Source organism: Reichenbachiella faecimaris (assembly GCF_900176375.1).
GTDB classification, from domain to species: Bacteria; Bacteroidota; Bacteroidia; order Cytophagales; family Cyclobacteriaceae; genus Reichenbachiella; species Reichenbachiella faecimaris.
Genome location: NZ_FWYF01000001.1, coordinates 1,093,013 through 1,116,244 on the forward strand (window position 1 = coordinate 1,093,013; position 23,232 = coordinate 1,116,244).

A 23,232-nucleotide genomic window follows, 5' to 3' on the forward strand; every position below is an offset into this window, starting at 1 on the left:
TGATACTTTAATAACCAGAGAATTCAAAAATGTACCTAAGAATAAAAGAATGCTAACATCTCATAATTAATTTTTTTCTCTCAAATAAAACCTCTATTTTCAACCGCATTTTACACTAGCCACATGTCATACAATTTTACCGAATGGTGGGAGTCTCTGGATACACTACTTAGAATTTATTGGGGTATTGCCATTCCATTCACCATATTCTTTTTGCTTCAATTAATTATGACTTTTTTCTTCGGGGATATTCCTGATGATGGAAGTGCTGATGCGGATGTAGAAGCTGATGATGGTATGGGTTTTCAGTTTTTCACCTTGAAGAATTTGGTTGCCTTCTTTACCATTTTTTCTTGGACTGGTATAGCCTGTCTAGACTCAGGTTTGTCAAACAATTGGTCCATTTTTATTTCAATGATTTCTGGGCTCGTGATGATGCTGGTTATGGGAGGAATTTTATACCTTCTTGGTAAAGCCAATGCGAGCGGAACTATCAAGATGAAAAATGCCATTGGAGCCGTCGGAGAAGTGTACATGGAAATTCGTGCTAAGCGGGATAACATAGGACAGGTACAAATCCAGGTTCAGGGAACTCTTCGCACGCTTGAAGCAATTACGGATGATGAAGAAACTTTACGTCCTGGAGCAGTAATAACCGTAAAAGAAATAGCCACCAACAATATTTTAATCGTTACAAAAAGCCAATCATAATGAGCATATTCGCATTACCTGTATTAGCCCTTTCGGCGCTATTCGTTTTTGTAGTCCTTGTTACCTTTTTCAGAAGGTATAAACGTTGTCCCTCGGACAGGATTTTAGTTGTTTATGGCAAAGTAGGAGATGGTTCCGCCAAGTGTATTCATGGTGGAGCAGCTTTTGTTTGGCCTGTTTTTCAGGACTATGAGTTTCTAGACCTTACTCCTATTTCGATTGAAGTAATGCTTACCAACGCACTGAGTAGACAAAACATTCGAGTAGACGTACCATCTCGATTTACAGTTGGTATCTCCACAGAACTTGGTATAATGAACAATGCAGCTGAACGTCTTTTGGGCCTTTCTCAAGAAAATATCCATGACCTTGCCAAAGACATCATCTTTGGTCAGTTGAGACTGGTAGTTGCCACCATGGATATTGAAGAAATCAATAGTAACAGAGATAAATTTCTGGAAAACGTAGCCTCAAACGTTGGTCAAGAGTTGAAGAAAATTGGACTTAAGTTGATCAATGTAAACGTAACGGATATCAAAGACGAATCTGGCTATATTGAAGCATTAGGAAAAGAAGCCGCCGCAAAAGCTATTAACGACGCTAAGAAGTCAGTAGCCGAAAAAGACAGAGACGGAGCGATTGGAGAAGCCAACGCTCATCAGGATCAAAGGGTTCAGGTATCTGATGCGAATGCCAGAGCGGTAGAAGGTGAAAACACTGCCAAAATCAAAGTAGCTCAATCTGATGCTTTGAGAGTGGAAAAAGAGGCCGAGGCATTAAAAATATCTACAGCAGCAGAGAAAGTTCAACATGCTAAAGCACTAGAAGAAGCCTACGCAGCAGAGCAATCCGCAGAAAAAGCAAGAGCTACCAGAGATAAGGCCGCTCAAACCGCTGATATTGTAATTCCTGCACAAATCGACAAAGAAAAGGTAGAAATTGCTGCTGAGGCTGAAGCAGAAATGATCAGAAGAAAGGCCAGAGGAGAGGCCGATGCCATACTATTCAAAAAGCAAGCTGAAGCACAAGGTTTATATGAAATATTGACCAAGCAAGCCGAAGGTTTAAAACAAATCGTAAGTGCTGCCGGAGACAACTCGAAGGATGCTGTTCTTCTTTTAGTAGCAGACAAACTTCCTGAATTGGTTAAAACTCAGGCAGAGGCAATTAAGAATATTAAGATTGATAAAATCACTGTCTGGGACGGTGGAAATAACGGGTCAGATAAAAGTTCGACTGCGAATTTTATTTCTGGACTTTATAAGTCAGTCCCTCCTCTGCAGGAAATGTTTAACATGGCTGGTATGGAATTACCAGAATATTTAAAAGGCAAGTCGCCTGAAGAGGTTCAAGCGATAATTGAATCGAAGAAAGCAAAAGCTACAGCACCTAAAAAGTCAAAGAAAAATGATAAGAATGAGGGAGATGCTCCAGTAGATATTGTAGAATAAGATATTCAAAACAAAAAAAAAGTGCCTGTTCCATATAAAAATGAAACAGGCACTTTTTTACCCTTTCAAAATACTTTCAATATCAGCCAACTCCTGGCTAGTAAACTCGATGTTATCAATACTAGTCAAGTTCTGTTTTAGCTGTTCCACACTACTGGCTCCAATGAGTACTGAAGTCACTACGTCATTGCGTAGCAACCAAGCAATGGCCAACTGAGAAATTTCCTGTCCTCTTGACTTTGCGATTTTCTCTAAAGCCAATACTTTGTTGATTTTCTCTTCAGTTACGTGATCACTTTTCAAGAAGCCCCAGTCTTTAGCTGCTCGCGAATCCTTTGGAATACCTTTCAAATACTTATCAGTCAAAAGGCCTTGCGCCAAAGGAGAGAAAACAATGCTTCCAATTCCATTGGATTCCAGTGTATCCAGCAAGCCATCTTCCACCCATCTGTCAAACATAGAATAGCGTGGCTGATGAATGATAAATGGAGTACGCAACTCTTTGAAAATCTTAGCAATTTCTGCTGTTTGCTCTGGCTGATAGTTCGACACGCCAACATATAAAGACTTTCCTTGCTTCACTGCATGATCTAATGCCAGAGCAGATTCTTCGATTGGCGTATTTGGATCTGGTCTGTGATGATAGAAAATATCCACGTAGTCCAATCCCATTCTTTTCAGTGATTGATCCAGACTAGACAAGATGTATTTTCTACTCCCCCATTCGCCATACGGGCCTTCCCACATGTGGTAACCAGCCTTGGTAGAAATAATCATTTCATCTCGAAATAGCATCAAATCCTGCTTCAGCATTTTCCCGAAATTCTCCTCGGCCGACCCTGGAGGCGGACCATAGTTGTTTGCCAAATCAAAGTGAGTAATACCTCGATCAAAAGCGTACTGGATCATTTTACATCCATTTTCATACTCGTCGACATGACCAAAGTTGTGCCATAACCCTAATGAAATAGCAGGCAACAACAACCCTGATGTCCCACATCTGCGATATTTCATCGTGTCATATCGATCTGCTGCTGGTTCGTAAGCCATAAATTCTTTTTTTGTGTTAGAAATACAATTCGCGCGATAGCTTTCAAGCAACCTCCCAGTAGAGACTGTATAAGCATAATTCACATTTAGTTTTGGGAATGGAAGCACCTACGTGCTAAAGGGTAGGTAAATCTAGCCCTTTCGGATAATAATAAAAAAGCTTTTTGGCTCGACATTGGTTTATTTGTTTCCAATCGTCTGTTTCCAACTGGATACCAACAACACCACTGGTCGGGATATTAAAAATATCTTCATTGGTTAGTTCATTGGCATAATCAGTAATACCTGGGTTATGAATGAAAAGTACGGCAGATTGATGGTCATTGCTTAGAGAATGAATAACACTTTCAATGTCTCGTTCATCACCATGAAACAAACCCTCCTCCAATTTCAGGTCACTCTTCAAAAGACCAAATGCATGCAAAAAATTGACGGCTGTATCTTGTGTTCTTCTGGATGGGCTACTTATAAATGTATCAGGACAAGCCATTTTTTCTTTTAAAAATTCTGCCATTCTTGGCGCATCTCTTTTGCCTCGTTTGTTCAATGGCCGATCCCTATCCCGCAAGCTGGTGTCTTTCCAACTCGACTTGGCATGACGGACAAGGTATAGGGTTTTCATTTCAGATTCATAATTAGTTTGTCATCTCGACGATAGGAGAGATCTTGTTTGCGGTAACTGGTCTTGTTAAGATTTCCCTATGTCGAAATGCAACATTGATTTAATCAACGTTTCCTCCTTCCTTCAAAATATTTTGCTATCTCCTCCAGAGTCATTGCATTCAAGCACATCTCTTTCGTCAATCCGCCTTTACGTCCTGCAAGCAGTCCATAGTACATATCCTTGTACCCTTCCATTTTATGCGCATCAGGATTGATACTAAGCATAACTCCCTTTTCGAGTGCATAATGCACCCATCGCCAATCCATATCCAAGCGGTACGGGCTGGCATTGATTTCGATAATCACACCTTTTTCCGCACAAGCATCTATGATGGCTTTGTGATCCACAGGATACCCTTCTCTTTCAAGAATCAATCGTCCAGTCATGTGACCTAGAATAGTGGTATGTGGGTTATTGATGGCCGTTAGCAATCTATGGGTTGCTTTGGTGATATCCATAGTGAGACCTGAATGCACAGAGGCCACGATAAAATCAAAACTTGCCAGCACATCATCCGAATAATCGAGTGAGCCATCCGCCAATATATCTGATTCTATACCTGAAAATATCTTAAAAGGTGCCAACTCTTCATTGAGTTTTTCAATTTCCTCCTGCTGTTTTTTGACTCTGAAGTCCTGCAGCCCGTTTGCATATACAGCCGTCTGGCTATGATCAGAAATCCCGAGATATTCATAGCCCAGCTCACGACAGTGCTCTGCCATTTGGCGCAATGTGTGCTTTCCATCACTATAGGTAGAGTGGTTATGCAGAATTCCCTTCAGGTCATCCATCTCCACCAGCTTTGGCAATTTGTTTTGCTTAGCCCATTCTATTTCAAACTCCCCTTCTCTCAACTCAGGCACCATAGGAGATAACCCAGCTGCTTCATAAACTGCTGATTCAGAAGCATAAGCCTTTTCTCTGACGATCTTTTTCAGATTCTTGTCCCCGTCAATCGGCATATTCAAATGTTTAGGATTGGCTGTGGTTTCCACCAAAATATTGTAAAACTGATCAGTCGCAGAAAATCTTATTTTAACAGGAATATCGCATTTGTCATACATTCCACTCCAAGAGTAGGGCCCTGAGAGTTTTTCATTTTCAGTAAACCCTTCTATAGCATTAATTACAGTTCGTGTGGTTTCAAATTCATCTGAAGCCACAAGGAACTCCAAACAACCAATGACTTCCATTCTACGACGAAGATCACCTGTTTCTGAAAATAATGTGATAGATGGATGCTTTTCAAAGGCAGCTAAAATATTGATCATGAAAGGCTCCACATTGGCATATCGCTCAAACCCTCTGCAACTGATCGCAAACTGCACAGCATTCGTTAACGTCTCTTGAGATTTTTCTGCAAAACCCTTGAGCTTAGCCACTTTCCCCTGCTGGCACAGCTGCAACAAATCATCTAACGTTTCTGCTCCTCCTTCTCTCCAGAGTACAGCAATTTTTTTGGCTCCAAAGCCAGAGATCTTGAACATCTCGACCACCCCTTCTGGCGTATCCATCATCAACTGATCCATACCATCAAATGATCCACGCTCCAATAACTGTGTAATATTGGCAGCCATGCCCTTCCCTATTCCGTCTATTTTTGGAATGTCATCTACTGACATGGTGACCATCTCTACATCCAAGTCACTGATGGTGTCTGCAGCAGTTTGGTATCCGCGTATCTTGAAAGGATTATCGCCATGAAGTTCCATCAATTTGGAGGCTAGCTTGAGTTTGGATTTTATTTCAGTGTTCGTCACGTCAGTCGTCTTTTAGAATTGAAATATAAACTTACAAATTGCAAAAGAATTAAATACCAAATTACCGTTTATAAGTTATCATTGCGCGAACCAAAGCTCATAAAACGGTTGGGAGTAGTTATCAAACAAAGTAGTATTTCGGCCTTTTTCACCTATCTAGGTGCAGGTATAGGCTTTGTGAACACGATCATTCTATTTCCACTTTTTTTATCAACTGAGCAGATTGGTTTATTGAGAGTGATCCCCTCCTCAGCTTTTTTAATTGTCTCTTTTTCACAGCTTGGCATAGGGAGTACACTACTCAAATTTGCGCCAGAGTTCAACAAAAAACCAGAGGGTCTCAGCCAACTGATCACGTTTTGTGTATGGGTTGTTTTAGCTGGATTCATTCTGGCCTGTGGCATACTATTCATCTTTGAGGCTCAGATCACAGCCTACTTCAGTACCCATTCTGCACTGCTTTCTGACTATTTTCTTGTCGTCGTGGCTTTGGTACTTATACTTTCCCTCTATAGCTTGTTTGAAATATACGGGCGCTTATTCTTGAAGATTATAGTCCAAAATATTATCAAAGAGGTGGCTCTAAGGCTCATGCTTACGATTGGGGTTTCTCTTTATTTTTTACAGTTTATTTCCTTTCACCAACTTGTTTATAGTCTCATTATCATGTACGGATCCATGCTGATGATGATGTTGGCTTACCTTTTCAAACTGGGTCAGCTCAAATTCAGTGCTAAGCTAGATGTCATGGACAAGCCATTGCTTAAGCGAATTGGAATGTATTCACTTTTTGTAATGATAGGTGCTGGCAGTAATAATATTGTTCTCAACATTGATCAGCTGATGATCTCTTCTGAACTCGGTTTGAGCGCAAATGGCATTTATTCTACCGTCTTCTACTTTGCAGTTATGATCGAATTGTCGCGTCGAGTAATTGCACAAATCACCACGCCACTCGTCTCCGATTCTTTAGAAAATCAAGACCTAGCCGCAGTGGAAAAAATTTATAAGCAGACCTCAATTAATCAAATGATAGTGGGTGGTTTGTTTTTCATTGGGTTAGTCTGCAATCTGGACAACCTATTTTCGCTTATGTCCAATGGTGAGACGTTTGCGGATGGCAGATATGTTGTTTATTTCATTGGTCTGTCCAAAGTCATGGAAATGACTTTCGCCAATAGTAGCCCAATCATATCCATGTCCAAATACTACAAATTCAATGTCATCACCATTGCCATTCTAGCCATTTTGATGATCTGTCTCAATCTGGTTCTAATTCCAGCTTATGGTATATCTGGGGCTGCATTTGCCTCATTTTTGGCACTATTCGTTTTTGGAATTATTAAAATGATATTCATCAAGGTGAAATTGGGATTTACCCCATTTACATGGGCAAATGGAAAATTATTGGTCATTGGCGTGATTGTATTAGTCATAGGTTTTGTCATTCCTATTTTTGAAAATACGATACTGGACTTGGTTGTTCGATCCATTGTTATTGGTTTGATCTATTGCTGCGCCATTTATTTCTTTAAAATCTCAAAAGAAATCAATGGAGGATTGACCCATCTTGCGGAGAAGTTTAGAGGTCGATAATTCAAAATCATTCATCGAAAACTAAGATCATTATTAAATTCAACAGCAAAAAGTAACGTTTCAACAGTATGAAAAAAATTAACCCACTCTTAATGCTCATCCTTCTTTCGTTTGTATTCGCTTGTAGCAGTGACGACCCAGCACCCAATAATAATTCTGACACTGACGATGAAACAACAGATTCGGATCCATTAGCTGATAGCTTTGAAGGCGACGGAGCACTTATAGACTATATTACCAACAATGAATCTGCTCTACCTGATGTGTCGAGAAAGGATGGACGCTACCATGCAAACCTTACCACCAATTTAGACAATATCACTTTGCACTACCATGAAGATCAAGGCAGACTTGATGCAAAAAAACTGAGTTTTCCTTTTGAATTTATAGCTAGAAATATCGGGATTGGAACCCAAGAAGATTCTCAAACAGCACCTCCCTCAGTCAATGATCCATACAATTTTTGTGGGGTGCAGGTACATGTACCTGACTTGGCCACAGCTAGTTCTAGTCATGTAGTGGTCGGTCACCGTGGGTCAACTGGGTTTACTATCGAAGGAAAAAACACCAATAATGGCAGTTCCAATGTCAACGACATTGGTGCCAACACCGTCCCTGATGGTCGCGCTGATATCAGAATAGTGGGAAACGAAGACCAGACCATCACAGTTTATTGGCAAGTGCCAAATCTGACTTCGGGAAGTGATGATTGGACGTTGTACAATGGAACTGGGGAATTGCCAGGAGTTGCACCTACTTATGACACTGAGGTATATGTAGGTTTGATCACCTATGCTTTTGAACAGACAGGTGTTCCTTTTGTGGGTACTTGTGATGCGATTGAGATTAGGTAACTAGCCGACTTTTCTCTTTAGACGGGTTGGTCTTGGCGTGATTTACCTTCAGCTCCAAGCTGAATATTGTCTTCTTATTAGGCGTGCTTTCAATATGAATTTGACCTCCATTGAGCTTAGCAAACTCAAAACACAACTTGAGTCCCATGCCTGTTCCTTTTTCTCCAGCAGTACCTATTGTACTTTCCTTCTCCATCTGGGTCAGCAAATCTGATATGGCCTCCTTCGTCAATCCCACGCCATTGTCTACCACATGAATAGCAATCTTTTCATTTTTAATCTTCGAAATCTCCATTTGCACCTCCCCTCCTTTTGGGGTGAATTTTATGGCATTGTTCACTAGATTTCTAATAATGAATGTGATTTGATTTTTGTCTCCAATCACTAAATTATTTTGGCCTGCTGAATACTTCAGTGTGATGTTTTTCTTTTCAGCTTGATCCTTATACAAATGCCAGACAGTGTTTATAATTTGATCTAGATCAACTTTCTCCTTTCGCGTTTCAAACTCTTGTATCTGTATCCTTGCCCACTCGATCAAGTTATCCGTCAGATTGATCGTATTATCTACAGTGGTTTGCAAACCCAGGCTTAACGTCTTTACATCCTCTGCTGCTAAATGATCTATTCCCTCTATCATTATTGACGCGAGTCCTTTGAGTGAGGTAAGCGGACTTCTGAGATCGTGAGCTATGATATTAAAGAATTTATCCTTGGCCTTGTTGAGGTCTCTCAAATACTCAGTCTGGGCTTCAATCAAAATTTTCTGATCTAAAATTTCCTTTGTCCTAACCTCTACTAATTTCTCCAACTGCTCATTAGACTTTCTAATAATTTCATCTGCTCGCTTCTGTGCTGTGATATCAAACGATAGAATTAATAATCCATCTTCAATTGGACGTATTCTCAACTCGAAATAACCTTTTGATTTGTCTGGAAAGTCAAATTCATTAAGCCATGTATCTGACTGCTTGTTCTGCATGCATTTCCCCAATAGCCTAAAAAGAGGCGTTTTTTCAATACCAGGAAATTTTTCCATCATGGTGGCTCCTACCAAATCGCCCTTGGATAATTTGGCGTGTTTGGCCACTGCGTCATTGGCATACACATAGCGCCAATCCTGATCAATGACTTGGACGCCTTCAATCATTTCATCAAAAATCTCATATTTCCCCATATCACTAATTTTTCTCTATGAGGTTAGGCAAATAATACCTTTAAGGGTGCTGCTGTAATGAAGGTTAGACTGGAGATTCAATCATATAGCTGGAAGTGAGACAATAAGTAAACGTCTTGAAAAGATGATATCCACTGTCTGTTTTTAAGTTAACACATTATTTGATCAAATACAATGTCTCCATGCTCACATGAAGCTATAGCGCTGGCTCTTTCTTTTTTTGGCGAATGGCTAGAACATTTCCAATCAAGATAAGAACTACACCTAGGGCTGCATACAAGGTCATTTGATAGCTTTCAAAAATTGACGAAATACCAATGGCGATCACAGGAATGATGACCAACGCATAGGCGGCTTTATCTGCACCCACTCGACTGATCAGAGTAAGATAGGTGCCGAACGCTATAATAGATCCGAAAACTGTCAAGTATAACAAGGAGATGATATAAGAAGTTGATGGATCAAAACTAAATGGTCTATCCAATATCAGAGCTAAAAGTCCCATCCAAATACCTCCATACAACATGCCGTAGGCATTGGCTTGAATGACAGGAATATTATTAGCTGAATTTCTTGCAGACGTGATATTTCCAAGTGAAGCTATGACAACTGAAAGAACAGTAATAGTGGTACCAACAATAGTCTCCTGTGAAAAGGTCAATCCCAAAAATTCATTACTGAAAATGAGAATGGTACCTGACAAACCAAATAAGGCAGCCATCAGTATGCTTTTATTTATTGGACGCTTTAAGAATATGGCACCAAAACCAGAATTCAAAAATACTAGGGTTGAATAAGCCACAGCAATTAGTCCACTAGCCAGATAGACTTCTGCTTCATAAACCAACCAATAGTTAACTCCAAACAGCAGAAAGCCCTGCAAGGCCATAAACCCATGATCTCTAAAAGAAAAGCTCATTTTCTTTTTAGTCAAAAAACAAAAGGAAAGCATAAGCGTACCTGCTAGCAAATAGCGATAAACCACAGACACTAAAGGATCCACAATGCCCAATTGAAATTTGATAGTAAACCAGGTAGATCCCCAGATCAGCGCTGGAATGATAAATAGCCAAAGATTCTTATTCATGATCAATGTTCTGCAATTAGCGTAAGCTAAACAAAACTACTTGATGAATAATGCTAATCTCAGTGATGAGAAAATGTGATAGATTTGATTCGTTAGGAAATTAGGTTTGTACCTCTCTATGTCTTCGCCTATATTTAAACGGCTTAACCCAATACCAGCTGAGAAAATGAATCTCCAAGAGCAAATACTTGATGGATATGATACACTGATAGTCATAGCATTAGACACATCATACAAAATTCTCACTATCAATAAAAGTGGTGTCAAGTTGCTCAAACAGATGTATGGACAGGAGGCAAAAAAAGGTGATTGCATATTGGATTTGTTTAAAGCACCATCTTCTAAATCCCTCGCAAAATCGCATTTTGATCGTGCACTAGCCGGAGAAAGTTTCACAGTCACTCGTCCATTTGAATCTGGTAAAATCATCAGATATTACGACATCATGTATGCGCCACTTTTGAAGAACGAAGAGATTTATGGTTTCTCTGCATTGGTCGTGGACATAACTGAAAAAACCAAACACGAAGAAGAACGTGTAGAGGCCAATGAAATGTACAGACGCCTATTCGTCACTTCAAAAGATGCGATAATGACTTTGGAGCCTCCTTCTTGGAAATTTACCACTGGCAATGAGCGCATTCTCGAAATGTTCAAGGTTCGGGATATGGCCGAATGGACTTCAATGGGGCCCTGGCAAGTTTCCCCTGAAGTCCAACCAGATGGTGAACTCTCTTCAGAAAAAGCTAAACGCATGATCCAAACGGCTATGACAAATGGGTCCCACTATTTCGAATGGACACACCAGCGCATGAACGGAGAAAGCTTCCCAGCTACTGTATTGTTGACTCGGGTGAATTTTAGTGAAAGACAGTTTTTACAAGCGACTGTCAGAGACATCACCAAAGAAAAACAAGTGGAACATGCCTTGCATGCACAGGCAGACTTGCAAAAGCTTTTGATGAAAATTTCAACTCAATACATCAATGCCCCTCTGGATCAAGTTGAATCCATTATCCAAAAATCACTCGAAGAGTTAGGTGATTTTGTTGATGCGGATCGAGCCTATATTTTTGACTATAATCCAGAAGAACAAACCATAGATAACACCTTCGAGTGGTGTTCAGAAGAAGTCACACCTTTTATAGACAAACTTCAAGGATTACCACTTCATACAATCCCTGAGCTAACTTATCCAGACAGCAGACACGTCTATATCCCAGACACCTCACTCATGCCAGAAGGTCCCTCTAAGGATATCACGATAGAACAAGAGATAAAGAGCATTTTAACTGTGCCCTTGATACAAGATGGCAAGTATGTGGGGCTCGTAGGGTTCGATTCTGTGAAGAATCATCATACCTACACAGAAAAAGAAATAGCCTTGCTGAGGATATTCTCAAATATGCTGGTGAATATTAAAATAAGAAGTGAAAAAGAAACAGAATTGGCCAAGTTGCTCTCCAGGACAAAAGACCAAAACAAACGCTTGAAAGAATTTTCATATATCACTTCTCACAATATGAGAGCCTCAGTGGCTAATATGATCGGCCTTTCGCAGATGATTCAAGTAGTTCCAGACAATGAAGACTATCTAGACATGCTGAAGACAACCACACAAAAGCTGGACAACTCGATTACCAATATCAACCAATTGATCAACTTCGAAAATGGAAATGATGTACTTGAAAAAGTAGATTGCAACTTGTCTGAAGCTGTACAAAGGGTGCTAAAACTTACAAATCAAATCATCAAAAAGAAAGAAGTAGATCTGCATGTCAATATTGACGATTTTCATGTGATCAAAGCGTTTCCTGCTTATCTAGATAGCATTTTTCACAACCTGATCACTAATGCACTGAAATACGGGATAACAGATCAATCAAAAAAACTGGACATCTACGCTAGTCAAGAAAGTGCAGGCACTACCGTTTTTATCAAGGATCAAGGGCTCGGAATAGATCTGAATAAGTATCATGAAAAGATGTTTAAGTTAGGCACACGTCTACACGACACATCAGACGGTCAGGGTCTGGGTCTATTCATGACCAAAAGACATCTTGAAGCCATGGGTGGACAAATAGAGGTCGAAAGTAAGGTGAATCAAGGAACGACTTTCAAGCTGCATTTTCAAAATTGATCTATGCATCCAGATTTATCTTCATTTTATTTAGAAAAGTCCGAACCCGTTAAAAGTTGCCTTTTGGCTCTCAGAACAATCGTACTGAAATTCGACGTGGAAATTAAAGAGACCAAGAAGTATGGCATGCCCTGCTACCTCTACAAAAACAAAGCCTTTTGTTATATCTGGACTGACAAGAAATCTGGACACCCCTACTTGTTGATAGTAGAAGGTCGACAAATTGATCACCCCGCACTACAACAAGGCGACAGAAGCAAAATGAAAATATTGCCTGTTGATCCAAATGCTGACTTGGAGATTGAAATCATTCAAGAAGTGCTCTTACTGGCAGTAGCATTGTATACAGGCTAAGTATCATTTTTCACAAAAGCTGTACACCTCCATTACAAACTGTACATAATCGTACACCACTAAACAATAAAATTAACGTCACACAGCCTTAATAGCTAATTTGTAGTTTTAGCACAATAATTGCAACTCTTCTTAAAATCAAAAAAAAGACTCAAATGACTCAATGGATTTCAACCCTCACAGTAACCTTATTTTTATCTACAGTTGCATGGGCACAGCAACATCAGCCCACATTAGAAGATTGCAAACTCATGTTTCAGGATTATTACTATCTGAAAGACTGGAAAAAGGCTGAAACCAATTTAGAATTTATCATCAAAAACAGCCCCGAAGAAGAGGAGAAATATTACATCAAAGGGGTGAAGGTTTATGAATATCTGATGAAGGAAACTGATGACAAGGAAGCTATCAGAGCCTATCAGCAGAAAGCACTTGGTTTATATGCGAAGCGACTGTCAATTTTCGGCAATGACGATCAGGTACAAAATCAATACCTCTCTTCTATTTACCGTTATTGGATCAGTCAACCCGCCAAATACGACAGCTTAGCTTCTCTATTTCAAGCTCGCTTTGATGAGAAGATTACAGGTGTCTCCCAATCCAACATGCTCGCCTACTTTGATGTGATGCGTCGGGCAAAAAAGTATAAACAAGCATTCGACGAATCATTGGTCCTTTCGAATTACGATAATATTTCCAGGGAAATAAATGCCCAAGGTGATGAAAAAGGCTATATGGAAAAAATAGACCAAATGCTGCTGGAAGCTATAGATTTGGATTGCACCAAAGTGGAAGAAATATATGGCAAAGATGTAAGCGGTCTGGACAATGCCAAACGCTACTTGAATATGGTCTTCAAGATGGACTGTGAAGTAAACAGCAAAGCGCAGCAAGCATTGTCCGTCGTTTTGGAAAAAGATCCTGAATACAAATTAGCCATATACGCTGCCAAAAAGTCCATCATTGACAAGCGGTTAGGTGATGCCAAAAAGTATTTGGGCATTGCGCTTCAGCAAGCCAAAAACCCTACTGAAGAAGGAGATGTTTATTTGGAATTGGCTAAGACCATGACACTAGATCAAAAGAAACAGGAAGCTCATAAATATGCCAAACAGTCCATTGCTAAATCGAACAACAGGGAGGCTTACAAGCTGATTGGCAATCTCTACATGTCCAGCTTTAATGAGTGCGTAGGCGAAAAAGATATTGTGGCTCGCCGGGCCGTATTTATTGCGGCTTATGACAAATTCAAAATGGCTAGTGATGAAAAAAATATGGCTCTGGCTGAAGCCCAGTTTCCTACTATGGAAGAAATTCATTTCAATAGCTATGAAGTGGGGCAATCCGTGATTGTGGATTGCTGGTTTAAAGAAGAAGTGGCGATTGCGAGACGGCCAGCAGAATAAAACAAAAAAATCCCGACGGCTGCGCCGTTGGGATTCAAAACCAACTCAAACTACTTGATGCTTAGCCAATATACTTGGCAAACTCTTTTTCTATTGTTTTTGGGCTTGTGCCATAGCCAGCGCCCAATTGCTCAGACATTACATCTGGATAGATGTCTTCCAGTCCAGCAATCAATCCATCTACCACTGCCTTAGCCACATTCTCTGGTGTATCCTTGCCCATTTCCATATCCTTAGTCATATCCGTATCAATTGCTCCAGGATAGACACCTGATACCAGAACATTGGTTTCAGCTAATTCTGCTCGGTAACCCTGCGTAATACTATGAACAGCCGCTTTAGTAACGGAGTAAGTTCCAATCACTGGCATATTGGCTAGCCCGGCCAAAGATGATACATTAGCAATAGCTGCTACTTCTCTTTGCTTCAATTCATTAACGAATGCATTGGTTAAGCTGATTACACCTTGCACGTTCACTGATATCTGAAAAGCTAAATTTTCGCCAGCATCTTTTCCTAATATGCTATCGAATTTTAGCACACCAGCATTATTGATCAAAATATCCACGTCACTAGCAGTTTTCACAGCTTCTGCCACTGAGTCTTTATCCGTGACATCTAATTTTAATGGCACCAAACGGTCTCCATACTTTTCTTTCAGCACCACCAAGGTTTCCGGATTTCTAGCACCTGCATACACTTTGCTCGCTCCTCTTTCGAGTAATTCTACCACGATTGCTTTGCCAATCCCTCTATTACCTCCACTTACCAATGCTACTTTTCCTTCAGGGTTAATTTTTACTTCTGACATTTGATTATTGTTTTAGTTTTTTTAAAAGTTGAAGTGTAGAAAACGGAAGCAAAAAAAAAGTAGCTATAAATATTTATCGTAAATTTGAATCTGTGATATTAAAATATTTATAGCATGATTAATCTGGAATGGCTTAGAACTTTTCGTGCCGTCTATAAAACTAAGTCCCTGAGTCAGGCAGCAGAAATGCTCAGCGTAAGTCAACCAACTGTAAGCCAGCAGATTTCGGCCTTGGAATCCAGAATGGGCAAAAAACTCTTTGAACGCAAGTCTAAAGGAGTGATAGAAACTGATGTAGGACGCATGCTCAACACCATGATATCAGGGTCAATTGAAGCACTTGAGGGCGTTGAGCACAACATCATCAAATCCGACGCTAGCCTTAAAAATATTTTAACCATTGGAGTATCCCCTCATTTGTACAAAACTGCCTTTTGCCAAAGAATATTAGAGTTGGGCGAATATGTCCATCTTACTTTTGGCACCAGGCAACAGCTCATTCGTGACGTAGAAGAAGGCAATTTGCTCTATGCTATTGTACCAGAGGAGCAAAATACATTCGATACCTATTGTCATCACCTAACAGCTCAAAATGTGGTACTGGTAGGCACGCCAGAAATTGATTTTAGTGAATTAGAAAAATTATACAAAAAGAGTCATCAAATGGCTCAGGATTGGCTGGCACAGTATAAATGGTATGCACATGATCACAATTCGAGTTTTATCAAAGTCTATTGGCTCAATGTATTTGACAAGAAAAGACCTGCTATCGTCCCCAACTATGTCATCCCCAACGAATTCGAAACCTTGTTTCAGCAAACCAGAGGTTCTGGCCTATCTATTGCATTTGATACTGTAGTAGAACATTTTGTAAATGAAGGAACGTTACAAACATGCCAGCTGAAAAAAATACCCTACAGGGAGCTGTATCTCATTGCCAACAAGAAAAAAACCAAATCAAAAGTGACTGAGGAGGTATTAAAAATTTTGAAGAAAATTAATCAACATACGCCTGCTTAGACGCTTTCCCTTTACCCTTAGGTACAGTTAGATACAAGCACGGTTACTTTTATTGATTGACTGTGCTGTCTTTTGGGGCATCTATCATTCTGCGTCATCTTCTTCCGCTATTATAACACAAACTTCACATGAGGGATCATTGCTCTTTTCAGCATCAACTTGAAAGTTTCGTCAGTTACCTCTAGCCAGTTGACCGTCATGGCCAACAACAGCTTCTCACCCATTTTGTAATTTGTGAACCCATAGTAGTTAGCCACCTTTTTAAGCACCTCCTTATCTTTCACTCTTTTAGCTCTTGTCAATCTTTGAATATCAGCCAGCACCTTTTTTGCAGAACCCAAAATCAATAGTTTGCCCGTAGAGGAAGAGACAACATACACACCTGACAAATCATTAAGCCGTCCAGTTTTTTCCATTACAGTTTTAGTACCATTACCTCTTTTTTGAAAGAGGCTCAGCTCAAAACCTCTCAAGAGTTTCCTTTTGAATAATTCCATCTTAGAAATTATCTTCTTCGAACGATTGAGCTGCTTCGTAGAATAGGTCGGGGCCACTAGATCTAGTTTGTTTATTATTGAATGTTTCATGACGTAAGGGTTTGGCTCATGGGTTGCCAAATTCATTCCAAAACGGAAAGCATGTGCAACATGTGCATAAGAGCATCTTGAATCCACACACCCGACTTAAAATGAGAAATAAATTCCCCAAACGGGAAATTAAATTAAGGCGGATTTCTCAGTGTTGCAGGATTTTGCACCTCTATTTTCAGCGTTGAAAGAAAATCAGCTAACTTCGCGGATTAAACAGCAGGTAAGATGGTTATTTACAAAAAGTTCGCATTTGATTCAGCTCATTTTCTTCCGAATGTACCGGAAGGGCATAAGTGCAAAAATATGCATGGTCACACCTACAATCTTACGGTTTATCTAGAAGGTGATTTGGATACCGAACTCCAATGGGTGATGGATTTCAAAGAACTAAAGGACGTAGTAAAACCAGTAATCGAACGCATCGACCATCAGTTACTGAATAGTATCAAGGGATTGGAGAATCCTACGGCCGAACGCATAGTTGTTTGGATTTGGGAACAAATACAACCTAAACTCCCTCTTTTGAGTAAGTTAGAGTTGAATGAAACTCCTACCTCAGGAGCCATCTACGAAGGAAAATAAAGACGACAATGGAAGCAAAAAGACACGATATCGAAATTATGGCACCAGCAGGCTCTTACGAAAGCTTGCATGCAGCCATCAAGGGTGGAGCCAACTCCATCTACTTTGGAGTAGAGCAACTCAACATGCGTGCTCGGTCTTCAAACAATTTTACACTCGAAGACCTTAGAAAAATAGCTGACATCTGTTCGGAAAACAATATGAAGTCATACATCACACTCAACACCGTGATGTACGATCATGACATGAGTCTCATGCGTTCGATTGTAGATGCAGCCAAAGAGAGTGGTATATCAGCTATCATTGCCGCTGACCATTCAGTTATGAACTATGCCAAGAAAATTGGTTTTCCTGTTCACATCTCTACTCAAGCCAATATCAGCAACATCGAAACCGTAGAATTCTACGCCATGTATGCGGACGTGATGGTGATGGCTCGTGAGCTGAGCTTGATGCAAGTGGCAGACATTACTAGGGAAATTAAGAAAAGAAACATCACTGGTCCAGCTGGTGAATTAGTGAGAATTGAGGTTTTTGCTCATGGCGCACTATGCATGGCAGTTTCTGGCAAATGCTATTTGAGCCTTCACTCTGATATGGCTTCTGCCAACAGGGGAGCTTGTGTACAAAATTGCAGAAGAGAATACACCGTCAAAGATGAGCAAGGCAACGAACTCAAAATTGACAACGAATATATCATGAGTGCTGCTGACTTGTGTACCATAGACTTTATGGACAAAGTAGTAGACGCAGGTGTGTCTGTATTTAAGATTGAAGGACGAGGACGGGCCGCTGACTACGTTTACACCACCACCAAGTGCTATAGAGATGCAGGAGATGCTATCAACGAAGGCACATATACTCAAGATAAGTTTGATCACTGGAAAACTGAGCTAGAAAGAGTCTATAACCGTGGCTTCTGGGATGGATACTATCTGGGCAGAAAAATGGGTGAATGGAGTGAAGTCCATGGATCTAAAGCCACCACTAAAAAAATCTTTCTTGGGAAAGGCGTGAAATACTTCAACAAGTTGGGTGTTGGCGAGTTCCTTATGGAAACCCACGCACTGGAAAAAGGCGATGAAATTATGATCACTGGCCCTACTACTGGTATTGTAAAAGCCAAGATTGAAGAAATGAGAGTCGCTGATCAATCTGTAGACCAAGTGAAAAAGGGAGACAGTTTCTCTATCAAAATAGATGAAATGATTCGCCCCTCGGACAAACTTTACAAAGTAGTACCGGCCTGATCATGCACAAGATCACTCAATATCGTGATCGCTGCATTGGCTGCAACGCCTGTGTAGAAATAGCACCTGACCGCTGGAGAATTTCCAAAAAAGACGGCAGGTGTACTTTGGTTGGTGGCAAGGAGAAAAAAGGGATCTACCAGGTAGACATCCACGAACATGAACTAGAAGCAAATAAAAGAGCAGCTGTTAGTTGCCCTGTCAACATCATCAAGATAGACGGTAAGTAGTTCTTCAAATCACCTTCTAATCATCACAATTGCCTTTTCGCAGATAAATATCTGTCATGCTATTTTGAATTTTACGTAGTTTGCATATATTTGTACGTAGTATTACGTATTTTATCAATTATGGAAGGAGCAATTTGTATCACTTGTAAGAATCAAGACTGTATCATTAAGAAGAATAGTCATGACAAAGATGTTGAGCAGTACTTAAGCAAGAAACACACGATACAATGTAAAAAAGGCCAACAATTCATCTTAGAGGGGGCGCCAGTTCATGGCCTATACTTCGTAAATAAAGGAAAAGCGAAAGTAGCCAAAACAGGCTTCCAGGGTAGAGAGCAGATCGTAAGATTCGCTAAAGATGGAGAAATCATTGGTCATCGCGGATTTGGCATGGGCGAATCCTATCAAATCAATGCAGTAGCACTGGAAGATACGATATTATGCAATTTTCCGAATGAATTGATGCAAGACATGCTACATCACGCACCTAATCTGACTTATGATTTTATGCTGTTTTATGCAGATGAACTCAATAGAAGTGAAACCAAGGTCAAGAAATTTGCACAGATGACCGTGCGCGAAAAAGTAATAGACGCCATTCTCTATATCTACCGAAAATTTGGACAAAGCAATGATTTTCTAAACATCCAACTGTCCAGAAAAGAGATCGCTGATTTTGCTGGAACCACAGACGAGCAAGTCATTCGCGTAATATCTGCTTTGAAAAAAGAGAACTTACTACGCGCATCAGGCAAGAAGATTGGCATCGTAGATATCGACTTACTCAAAAAAGAAATTTCTGAGCATAATTTCTTCTTAGACAGTTAATTAAATTCTGAGAGAGAAGCCAAAACATTCAAATTAGAAAACGCCGAAGATGAATTCCACTTCTGGCCACTCAAAGAAATCTGGCAGGAGCCCATAGTAGCTATCACAGATCAGGTCGCAAAAAAACAGCTATTAGCTGAAGGGGCGACGCATATTTATTACCAAGCCAATCCTTGGGTATTCTCCAGGCTGGCAATTCTGCTGGGCTCTAATTAGGGTATTTGAAAAGTGGCCGTGTACAAGTACATCTCAGACTACTTCCCAAACAAAGTCGAAGCAGTAGATGGCATGCCAGGGACTCGAAAGACTCCGCTGTTTCATTTTGCTCAATCATCTTTGACCACCTATTGTCAGGCATTGGGCTCGTGGTCTAGCTACTGGCTGCTCATGTTGGTATTATCTGTAGTTCGGCTAGGATGGATGCACAGCTTGGTTCAGAAAATGAGTGACGAAGCCTCTCCTAACATGAAGCAAAATTTTGATGTCGCTAAAAATTGATTTTTAATGTTGTAGATCAACTCAACATTTAACTTCGTCAAGACCAAATCTTTCAGTCCAACTAAGTAATTAATTTTTCACAACTCAGTAGATGCCATCTTCCTTCTAACACCAAAGGGAGGTTATGCCTACTTTTTTGTTTTATGTGCAAACCACTCGTAAATACGTGAATACAGCTATTCAACTACTTAGTTTACAATTCTTAATTACGTATTTTTCAAAAATAGTCTATTACAACCCTGCGTTTTCGCAGAAATAAAAGCCGAATAAAAAAGATTCTAAGACTGTCATTTACCATTTCATCACTCACGGCGCCCGACTAGGTTTGCCATACAATTACGTAATAGTACGCAAACATTGTTAACCCAGCCAAAACAATCATTTAAGTACTAAACTATAAGAATCATGAAAAAACTAATGCTGGCTTTATCCACCATTATCATAACCATCACCTCAGCTCAAGCTCAATTTTCTATGAGCGGAGAGGTCAATGCCAGATCTGAATTCAGAAATGGATTTAAAAAACCGATGACAGAAAGCCTTGACCCAGCGTTCTTCACAGAACAAAGAACCAGACTATATGCCAACTACAAAGCGGACGAATATGAAGTGAACATAGCACTACAAGACATCAGAATGTGGGGAGCAGACGGAATAGTAGACAAAACCTACGGCGGCTCATTTGGTATCTCAGAAGCCTGGGCCAGATACTACATGACAAACAAAGTTTCTGTGAAATTTGGTCGTCAGATCATTTCGTATGACAACCAAAGAATGTTCGGCGGACTAGAATGGGCCATGCAAGGTCTCAGACACGACGCCGCGCTATTCATGTATGAAGATTCACTTGGACTCAAAGTACATGCGGGAATAGCCTACAATCAAAACCCTGTGACAGGTGCAGAGCCAGTGAGGCTTACTGGCACCTACTATCCATCATTTACTGGAAACGGCCCATACCACGCCACAGGCAACTACAAACACATGGAATTCGCTTACCTCAATAAAAAATATGAAAAAGGCAGCTTATCTGCTTATCTGATTAATGATGCCAGACAATATGGCTTAGAAGATTCAGTTGCTAATAGACAGACTTATGGCTTGATGACCATGAGAAAGGTAGGTGACATCAAACTTAATGGCGAATTTTTCTACCAAGGAGGTAAAATTGCCCTGAGCGACTTGAGTGCCTACATGTTTTCCGTATCAGCTACCCTCACAACCAGCGCTACGCCACTGACTATAGGATATGATCATCTTTCTGGTCAGGATGTAGAAAGCGGCAAAAACACAACCTTTGCTCCCCTGTTCGGGACAAACCATGCCTTTTATGGTTTTATGGACTACTTCTATGTAGGTAATGGCAATAGCAATTCAGGATTGCAAGACTTGTACTTGAAGACAAAATTCAAAATTGGGAAAGGAGCCATTCTTGGACACTTTCACCATTTTTTAACGGCCAGCACCATCTATGAAGCAGATGGGATCACGGAAGCTAGCGCTTCTCTGGGCACTGAACTGGACATAGTCTATGTTACTCCTTTAGGTAAAGTAGGCACCTTCAAATTGGGTTATTCACAAATGTTCGCTTCAGACAGCATGGATATCATCAAGAACACAGCAGAGTCCAACTCTCTTAACAACTGGGCATGGGCTCAACTGATCATCAAACCTAAGTTTCTATAATCCACCAGCAATTAAAATCTAAATCAACATGAATAAGTTAACTACACTCTTTACGCAAATCATAGCTTTCTTCGGTCTAACGACAGTAGAAGCTTCATGAATTTAATATTTCTTTTTAAACCATTGATATGAAAAAACTAACGATTCAATATTTGATGTTTTTGGGTGTGCTGACCCTGGCCATCGTGGCAAGTCAAATTCTCATCCAACGTACCATTTCTGACAGTAAAACGGATTCAAGAATTATCAACATCTCAGGCCGACAGCGAATGCTCAGTCAGAAAATCAGCAAAGCTGCTTTGAAGCTTCCATTGAGTAAAACCAAAGAAGAATTCAACAGAACTAAATCTGAACTGACAGATGCAGCCAGACTTTGGACTGATTCTCATAAGGAGCTCAAATTCGGTAATGAGCGTTTAGATGTCAGCGAAATGAACGAATCTGTATTTCTAGAGCGGTTATTCACACAAATACAGCCCTATTTTTTATCGATCAATGAAGCGGTTTCCGATCTTGACTTGTACAATTACAATCAGGTAAGCGAGGGCGATATTCCTGCAAAAATGGAAGAAGCCATTCAGGTGATTGCTGACCAAGAAAAAGACTTCCTCAAACTGATGAATGACATCACGTTCGAATATGATCGGATTGCTACAGCCAAAGTGGAAAAATTGTCCACATCGGAATATTACTTGCTGGCTGGCACATTGCTCTTGATCTTATTAGAAGCCATTTTCATCTTTCGTCCTATGGTGAAAACATCCAAACGCAAGGACCATGTCATTTCAGAGTTCAACGATTACGTGCAACAGTCCATTTCAGCCTTGGGACAGACTCATCAAGAGAAAGAATTAGCTGACGATATCATAGCTGAAGCCAATGAGAAAATTGACGCACTTTCAACAGTGAACAACAACCTGCGTAAACGTATCAAACAAACTAAGAATGAATATGAAAAGAAGCTCAGTGAAGAGATCATTAACTATACTGAAATTAGTGAACTGAACAATACCTATGAAAGCAGAATTGAAAGATTAGAAAAAGAACTCAAGAGAATAAAGAAAATCGCATGATTGAACCAGCCGTGGTTAGTGAAGGTGAGGTATACCATAGACTTATAGCCTCACTTTATTTCTTTATTTAGGTGGCAATGAAAGCACGAATTCATAGCTCTTCTGAAGGAATTTAGCCGCAAGAGCCGTATTGTCCAGCATCGAATCCGGTAGGACCACATAACCCCTCATCACAGCACCATAAGATTTAAAAAGTGATGATTGATACGTTTTGATAAATTCTTCACCGTCTTCTTTTGACAATCGGATTCCTAACTCACCAGCTTTATTCAGTTGAGAAAACATATAGCCATTGACAGAGGTGAATAGCATATTTTTCCCCTTTAGTTCAAAATTTGAATTGGAAGCAACCAATCGTTCGTACCGTGCTATTCTATCTGGATCAATCATTGATATTAAGATAGTTAATATTCC

Annotated in this window: 23 protein-coding genes; 15 read left to right on the forward strand and 8 right to left on the reverse strand. The window is 40.1% G+C overall.

Annotated elements, in window-relative coordinates:
• Nucleotides 1–123 precede the first annotated feature (123 nt).
• Nucleotides 124–711, forward strand: a complete 588-nt coding sequence (locus tag B9A58_RS04555) for a hypothetical protein (protein WP_084371228.1) — start codon at nucleotides 124–126, stop codon at nucleotides 709–711.
• Complete coding sequence (locus tag B9A58_RS04560) at nucleotides 711–2,162, forward strand: flotillin family protein (RefSeq protein ID WP_084371229.1); 1,452 nt, start codon at nucleotides 711–713, stop codon at nucleotides 2,160–2,162. The genes B9A58_RS04555 and B9A58_RS04560 overlap by 1 nt, the downstream gene beginning before the upstream one ends.
• Nucleotides 2,163–2,219: 57 nt before the next feature.
• Here the strand turns inward: B9A58_RS04560 and mgrA are convergent, their stop codons facing one another.
• The 3 genes from mgrA to polX all read right to left on the reverse strand — a co-directional run bounded on the left by mgrA (nucleotide 2,220) and on the right by polX (nucleotide 5,636).
• Nucleotides 2,220–3,212 carry an L-glyceraldehyde 3-phosphate reductase gene (mgrA, locus tag B9A58_RS04565; RefSeq protein ID WP_084371230.1) on the reverse strand — a complete coding sequence of 331 codons (993 nt, stop codon included), beginning with the start codon at nucleotides 3,210–3,212 and terminating at the stop codon, nucleotides 2,220–2,222.
• A gap of 115 nt (nucleotides 3,213–3,327) precedes the next feature.
• Entirely contained in the window at nucleotides 3,328–3,834 is a 507-nt protein-coding gene (locus B9A58_RS04570) for a SixA phosphatase family protein (protein WP_084371231.1), read from the reverse strand.
• Nucleotides 3,835–3,938: 104 nt separating this feature from the next.
• Nucleotides 3,939–5,636 (reverse strand): DNA polymerase/3'-5' exonuclease PolX, encoded by a 1,698-nt coding sequence (gene polX, locus B9A58_RS04575; RefSeq protein ID WP_084371232.1) that lies wholly within the window; start codon nucleotides 5,634–5,636, stop codon nucleotides 3,939–3,941.
• 81 nt (nucleotides 5,637–5,717) lie between these two features.
• On the opposite strand from polX, the gene B9A58_RS04580 reads away from it, so the two are divergent.
• Complete coding sequence (locus tag B9A58_RS04580; protein WP_176214673.1) at nucleotides 5,718–7,232, forward strand: lipopolysaccharide biosynthesis protein; 1,515 nt, start codon at nucleotides 5,718–5,720, stop codon at nucleotides 7,230–7,232.
• A gap of 68 nt (nucleotides 7,233–7,300) precedes the next feature.
• A complete protein-coding gene (locus B9A58_RS04585) occupies nucleotides 7,301–8,086 on the forward strand; it encodes a hypothetical protein (protein ID WP_084371234.1) in 786 nt (261 codons plus the stop codon).
• On the opposite strand, the gene B9A58_RS04590 is transcribed toward B9A58_RS04585, so the two are convergent.
• The gene (locus B9A58_RS04590) at nucleotides 8,079–9,263 is read right to left on the reverse strand and encodes a PAS domain-containing sensor histidine kinase (protein WP_084371235.1); all 1,185 of its coding nucleotides are present in this window, start codon (nucleotides 9,261–9,263) and stop codon (nucleotides 8,079–8,081) included. The genes B9A58_RS04585 and B9A58_RS04590 overlap by 8 nt on opposite strands.
• A 196-nt stretch (nucleotides 9,264–9,459) precedes the next feature.
• The gene (locus B9A58_RS04595; protein WP_084371236.1) at nucleotides 9,460–10,350 is read right to left on the reverse strand and encodes a DMT family transporter; all 891 of its coding nucleotides are present in this window, start codon (nucleotides 10,348–10,350) and stop codon (nucleotides 9,460–9,462) included.
• Nucleotides 10,351–10,516: 166 nt separating this feature from the next.
• Here B9A58_RS04595 and B9A58_RS04600 point away from each other — a divergent pair, with 166 nt between their 5' ends.
• The 3 genes from B9A58_RS04600 (at nucleotide 10,517) to B9A58_RS04610 (ending at nucleotide 14,250) form a co-directional block, all read left to right on the forward strand.
• Nucleotides 10,517–12,490 carry a PAS domain-containing sensor histidine kinase gene (locus B9A58_RS04600; protein ID WP_176214674.1) on the forward strand — a complete coding sequence of 658 codons (1,974 nt, stop codon included), beginning with the start codon at nucleotides 10,517–10,519 and terminating at the stop codon, nucleotides 12,488–12,490.
• Between the two features lie 63 nt (nucleotides 12,491–12,553).
• Entirely contained in the window at nucleotides 12,554–12,844 is a 291-nt protein-coding gene (locus B9A58_RS04605; protein ID WP_245826985.1) for a DUF1801 domain-containing protein, read from the forward strand.
• A gap of 155 nt (nucleotides 12,845–12,999) precedes the next feature.
• Nucleotides 13,000–14,250, forward strand: a complete 1,251-nt coding sequence (locus B9A58_RS04610; protein ID WP_084371239.1) for a hypothetical protein — start codon at nucleotides 13,000–13,002, stop codon at nucleotides 14,248–14,250.
• A gap of 61 nt (nucleotides 14,251–14,311) precedes the next feature.
• Here B9A58_RS04610 and B9A58_RS04615 read toward each other — a convergent pair whose 3' ends face one another.
• Nucleotides 14,312–15,061, reverse strand: a complete 750-nt coding sequence (locus B9A58_RS04615; RefSeq protein ID WP_084371240.1) for an SDR family oxidoreductase — start codon at nucleotides 15,059–15,061, stop codon at nucleotides 14,312–14,314.
• 114 nt (nucleotides 15,062–15,175) lie between these two features.
• Between B9A58_RS04615 and B9A58_RS04620 the strand changes: the two genes are divergently transcribed.
• Nucleotides 15,176–16,081 (forward strand): LysR family transcriptional regulator, encoded by a 906-nt coding sequence (locus B9A58_RS04620; protein WP_084371241.1) that lies wholly within the window; start codon nucleotides 15,176–15,178, stop codon nucleotides 16,079–16,081.
• A 110-nt stretch (nucleotides 16,082–16,191) separates the two neighbouring features.
• On the opposite strand, the gene B9A58_RS04625 is transcribed toward B9A58_RS04620, so the two are convergent.
• Nucleotides 16,192–16,668: a hypothetical protein gene (locus tag B9A58_RS04625; RefSeq protein ID WP_139793741.1), complete on the reverse strand. Its 477-nt coding sequence runs from the start codon at nucleotides 16,666–16,668 to the stop codon at nucleotides 16,192–16,194.
• A 228-nt stretch (nucleotides 16,669–16,896) separates the two neighbouring features.
• Between B9A58_RS04625 and queD the strand changes: the two genes are divergently transcribed.
• The 7 genes from queD (at nucleotide 16,897) to B9A58_RS04660 (ending at nucleotide 22,818) form a co-directional block, all read left to right on the forward strand.
• Nucleotides 16,897–17,253 (forward strand): 6-carboxytetrahydropterin synthase QueD, encoded by a 357-nt coding sequence (gene queD / locus B9A58_RS04630; protein WP_084371243.1) that lies wholly within the window; start codon nucleotides 16,897–16,899, stop codon nucleotides 17,251–17,253.
• Between the two features lie 8 nt (nucleotides 17,254–17,261).
• Nucleotides 17,262–18,503 (forward strand): peptidase U32 family protein, encoded by a 1,242-nt coding sequence (locus tag B9A58_RS04635; RefSeq protein ID WP_084371244.1) that lies wholly within the window; start codon nucleotides 17,262–17,264, stop codon nucleotides 18,501–18,503.
• 2 nt (nucleotides 18,504–18,505) lie between these two features.
• Nucleotides 18,506–18,733: a ferredoxin gene (locus tag B9A58_RS04640; RefSeq protein ID WP_084371245.1), complete on the forward strand. Its 228-nt coding sequence runs from the start codon at nucleotides 18,506–18,508 to the stop codon at nucleotides 18,731–18,733.
• Between the two features lie 120 nt (nucleotides 18,734–18,853).
• Nucleotides 18,854–19,561: a Crp/Fnr family transcriptional regulator gene (locus B9A58_RS04645; protein WP_084371246.1), complete on the forward strand. Its 708-nt coding sequence runs from the start codon at nucleotides 18,854–18,856 to the stop codon at nucleotides 19,559–19,561.
• Nucleotides 19,562–19,795: 234 nt separating this feature from the next.
• Nucleotides 19,796–20,059, forward strand: coding sequence for a hypothetical protein (locus tag B9A58_RS04650; protein ID WP_139793742.1), 264 nt, complete (start codon nucleotides 19,796–19,798; stop codon nucleotides 20,057–20,059).
• 405 nt (nucleotides 20,060–20,464) lie between these two features.
• Nucleotides 20,465–21,745, forward strand: coding sequence for an alginate export family protein (locus tag B9A58_RS04655; protein WP_084371248.1), 1,281 nt, complete (start codon nucleotides 20,465–20,467; stop codon nucleotides 21,743–21,745).
• 128 nt (nucleotides 21,746–21,873) lie between these two features.
• Nucleotides 21,874–22,818: a type IV pili methyl-accepting chemotaxis transducer N-terminal domain-containing protein gene (locus B9A58_RS04660; RefSeq protein WP_084371249.1), complete on the forward strand. Its 945-nt coding sequence runs from the start codon at nucleotides 21,874–21,876 to the stop codon at nucleotides 22,816–22,818.
• Between the two features lie 63 nt (nucleotides 22,819–22,881).
• On the opposite strand, the gene B9A58_RS04665 is transcribed toward B9A58_RS04660, so the two are convergent.
• The gene (locus B9A58_RS04665) at nucleotides 22,882–23,208 is read right to left on the reverse strand and encodes a hypothetical protein (RefSeq protein ID WP_084371250.1); all 327 of its coding nucleotides are present in this window, start codon (nucleotides 23,206–23,208) and stop codon (nucleotides 22,882–22,884) included.
• Between the last annotated feature and the right edge of the window lie 24 nt (nucleotides 23,209–23,232).

Coding starts and splice junctions, on each gene's coding strand:
- B9A58_RS04555 (WP_084371228.1), top strand. CDS start 124: ATGTCATACAATTTTACCGAATGGTGGGAGTCTCTGGATACACTACTT.
- B9A58_RS04560 (WP_084371229.1), top strand. CDS start 711: ATGAGCATATTCGCATTACCTGTATTAGCCCTTTCGGCGCTATTCGTT.
- mgrA (WP_084371230.1), bottom strand. CDS start 3,212: ATGGCTTACGAACCAGCAGCAGATCGATATGACACGATGAAATATCGC.
- B9A58_RS04570 (WP_084371231.1), bottom strand. CDS start 3,834: ATGAAAACCCTATACCTTGTCCGTCATGCCAAGTCGAGTTGGAAAGAC.
- B9A58_RS04585 (WP_084371234.1), top strand. CDS start 7,301: ATGAAAAAAATTAACCCACTCTTAATGCTCATCCTTCTTTCGTTTGTA.
- B9A58_RS04590 (WP_084371235.1), bottom strand. CDS start 9,263: ATGGGGAAATATGAGATTTTTGATGAAATGATTGAAGGCGTCCAAGTC.
- B9A58_RS04595 (WP_084371236.1), bottom strand. CDS start 10,350: ATGAATAAGAATCTTTGGCTATTTATCATTCCAGCGCTGATCTGGGGA.
- B9A58_RS04600 (WP_176214674.1), top strand. CDS start 10,517: ATGAATCTCCAAGAGCAAATACTTGATGGATATGATACACTGATAGTC.
- B9A58_RS04610 (WP_084371239.1), top strand. CDS start 13,000: ATGACTCAATGGATTTCAACCCTCACAGTAACCTTATTTTTATCTACA.
- B9A58_RS04615 (WP_084371240.1), bottom strand. CDS start 15,061: ATGTCAGAAGTAAAAATTAACCCTGAAGGAAAAGTAGCATTGGTAAGT.
- B9A58_RS04620 (WP_084371241.1), top strand. CDS start 15,176: ATGATTAATCTGGAATGGCTTAGAACTTTTCGTGCCGTCTATAAAACT.
- B9A58_RS04625 (WP_139793741.1), bottom strand. CDS start 16,668: ATGAAACATTCAATAATAAACAAACTAGATCTAGTGGCCCCGACCTAT.
- queD (WP_084371243.1), top strand. CDS start 16,897: ATGGTTATTTACAAAAAGTTCGCATTTGATTCAGCTCATTTTCTTCCG.
- B9A58_RS04635 (WP_084371244.1), top strand. CDS start 17,262: ATGGAAGCAAAAAGACACGATATCGAAATTATGGCACCAGCAGGCTCT.
- B9A58_RS04640 (WP_084371245.1), top strand. CDS start 18,506: ATGCACAAGATCACTCAATATCGTGATCGCTGCATTGGCTGCAACGCC.
- B9A58_RS04645 (WP_084371246.1), top strand. CDS start 18,854: ATGGAAGGAGCAATTTGTATCACTTGTAAGAATCAAGACTGTATCATT.
- B9A58_RS04655 (WP_084371248.1), top strand. CDS start 20,465: ATGAAAAAACTAATGCTGGCTTTATCCACCATTATCATAACCATCACC.
- B9A58_RS04660 (WP_084371249.1), top strand. CDS start 21,874: ATGAAAAAACTAACGATTCAATATTTGATGTTTTTGGGTGTGCTGACC.
- B9A58_RS04665 (WP_084371250.1), bottom strand. CDS start 23,208: ATGATTGATCCAGATAGAATAGCACGGTACGAACGATTGGTTGCTTCC.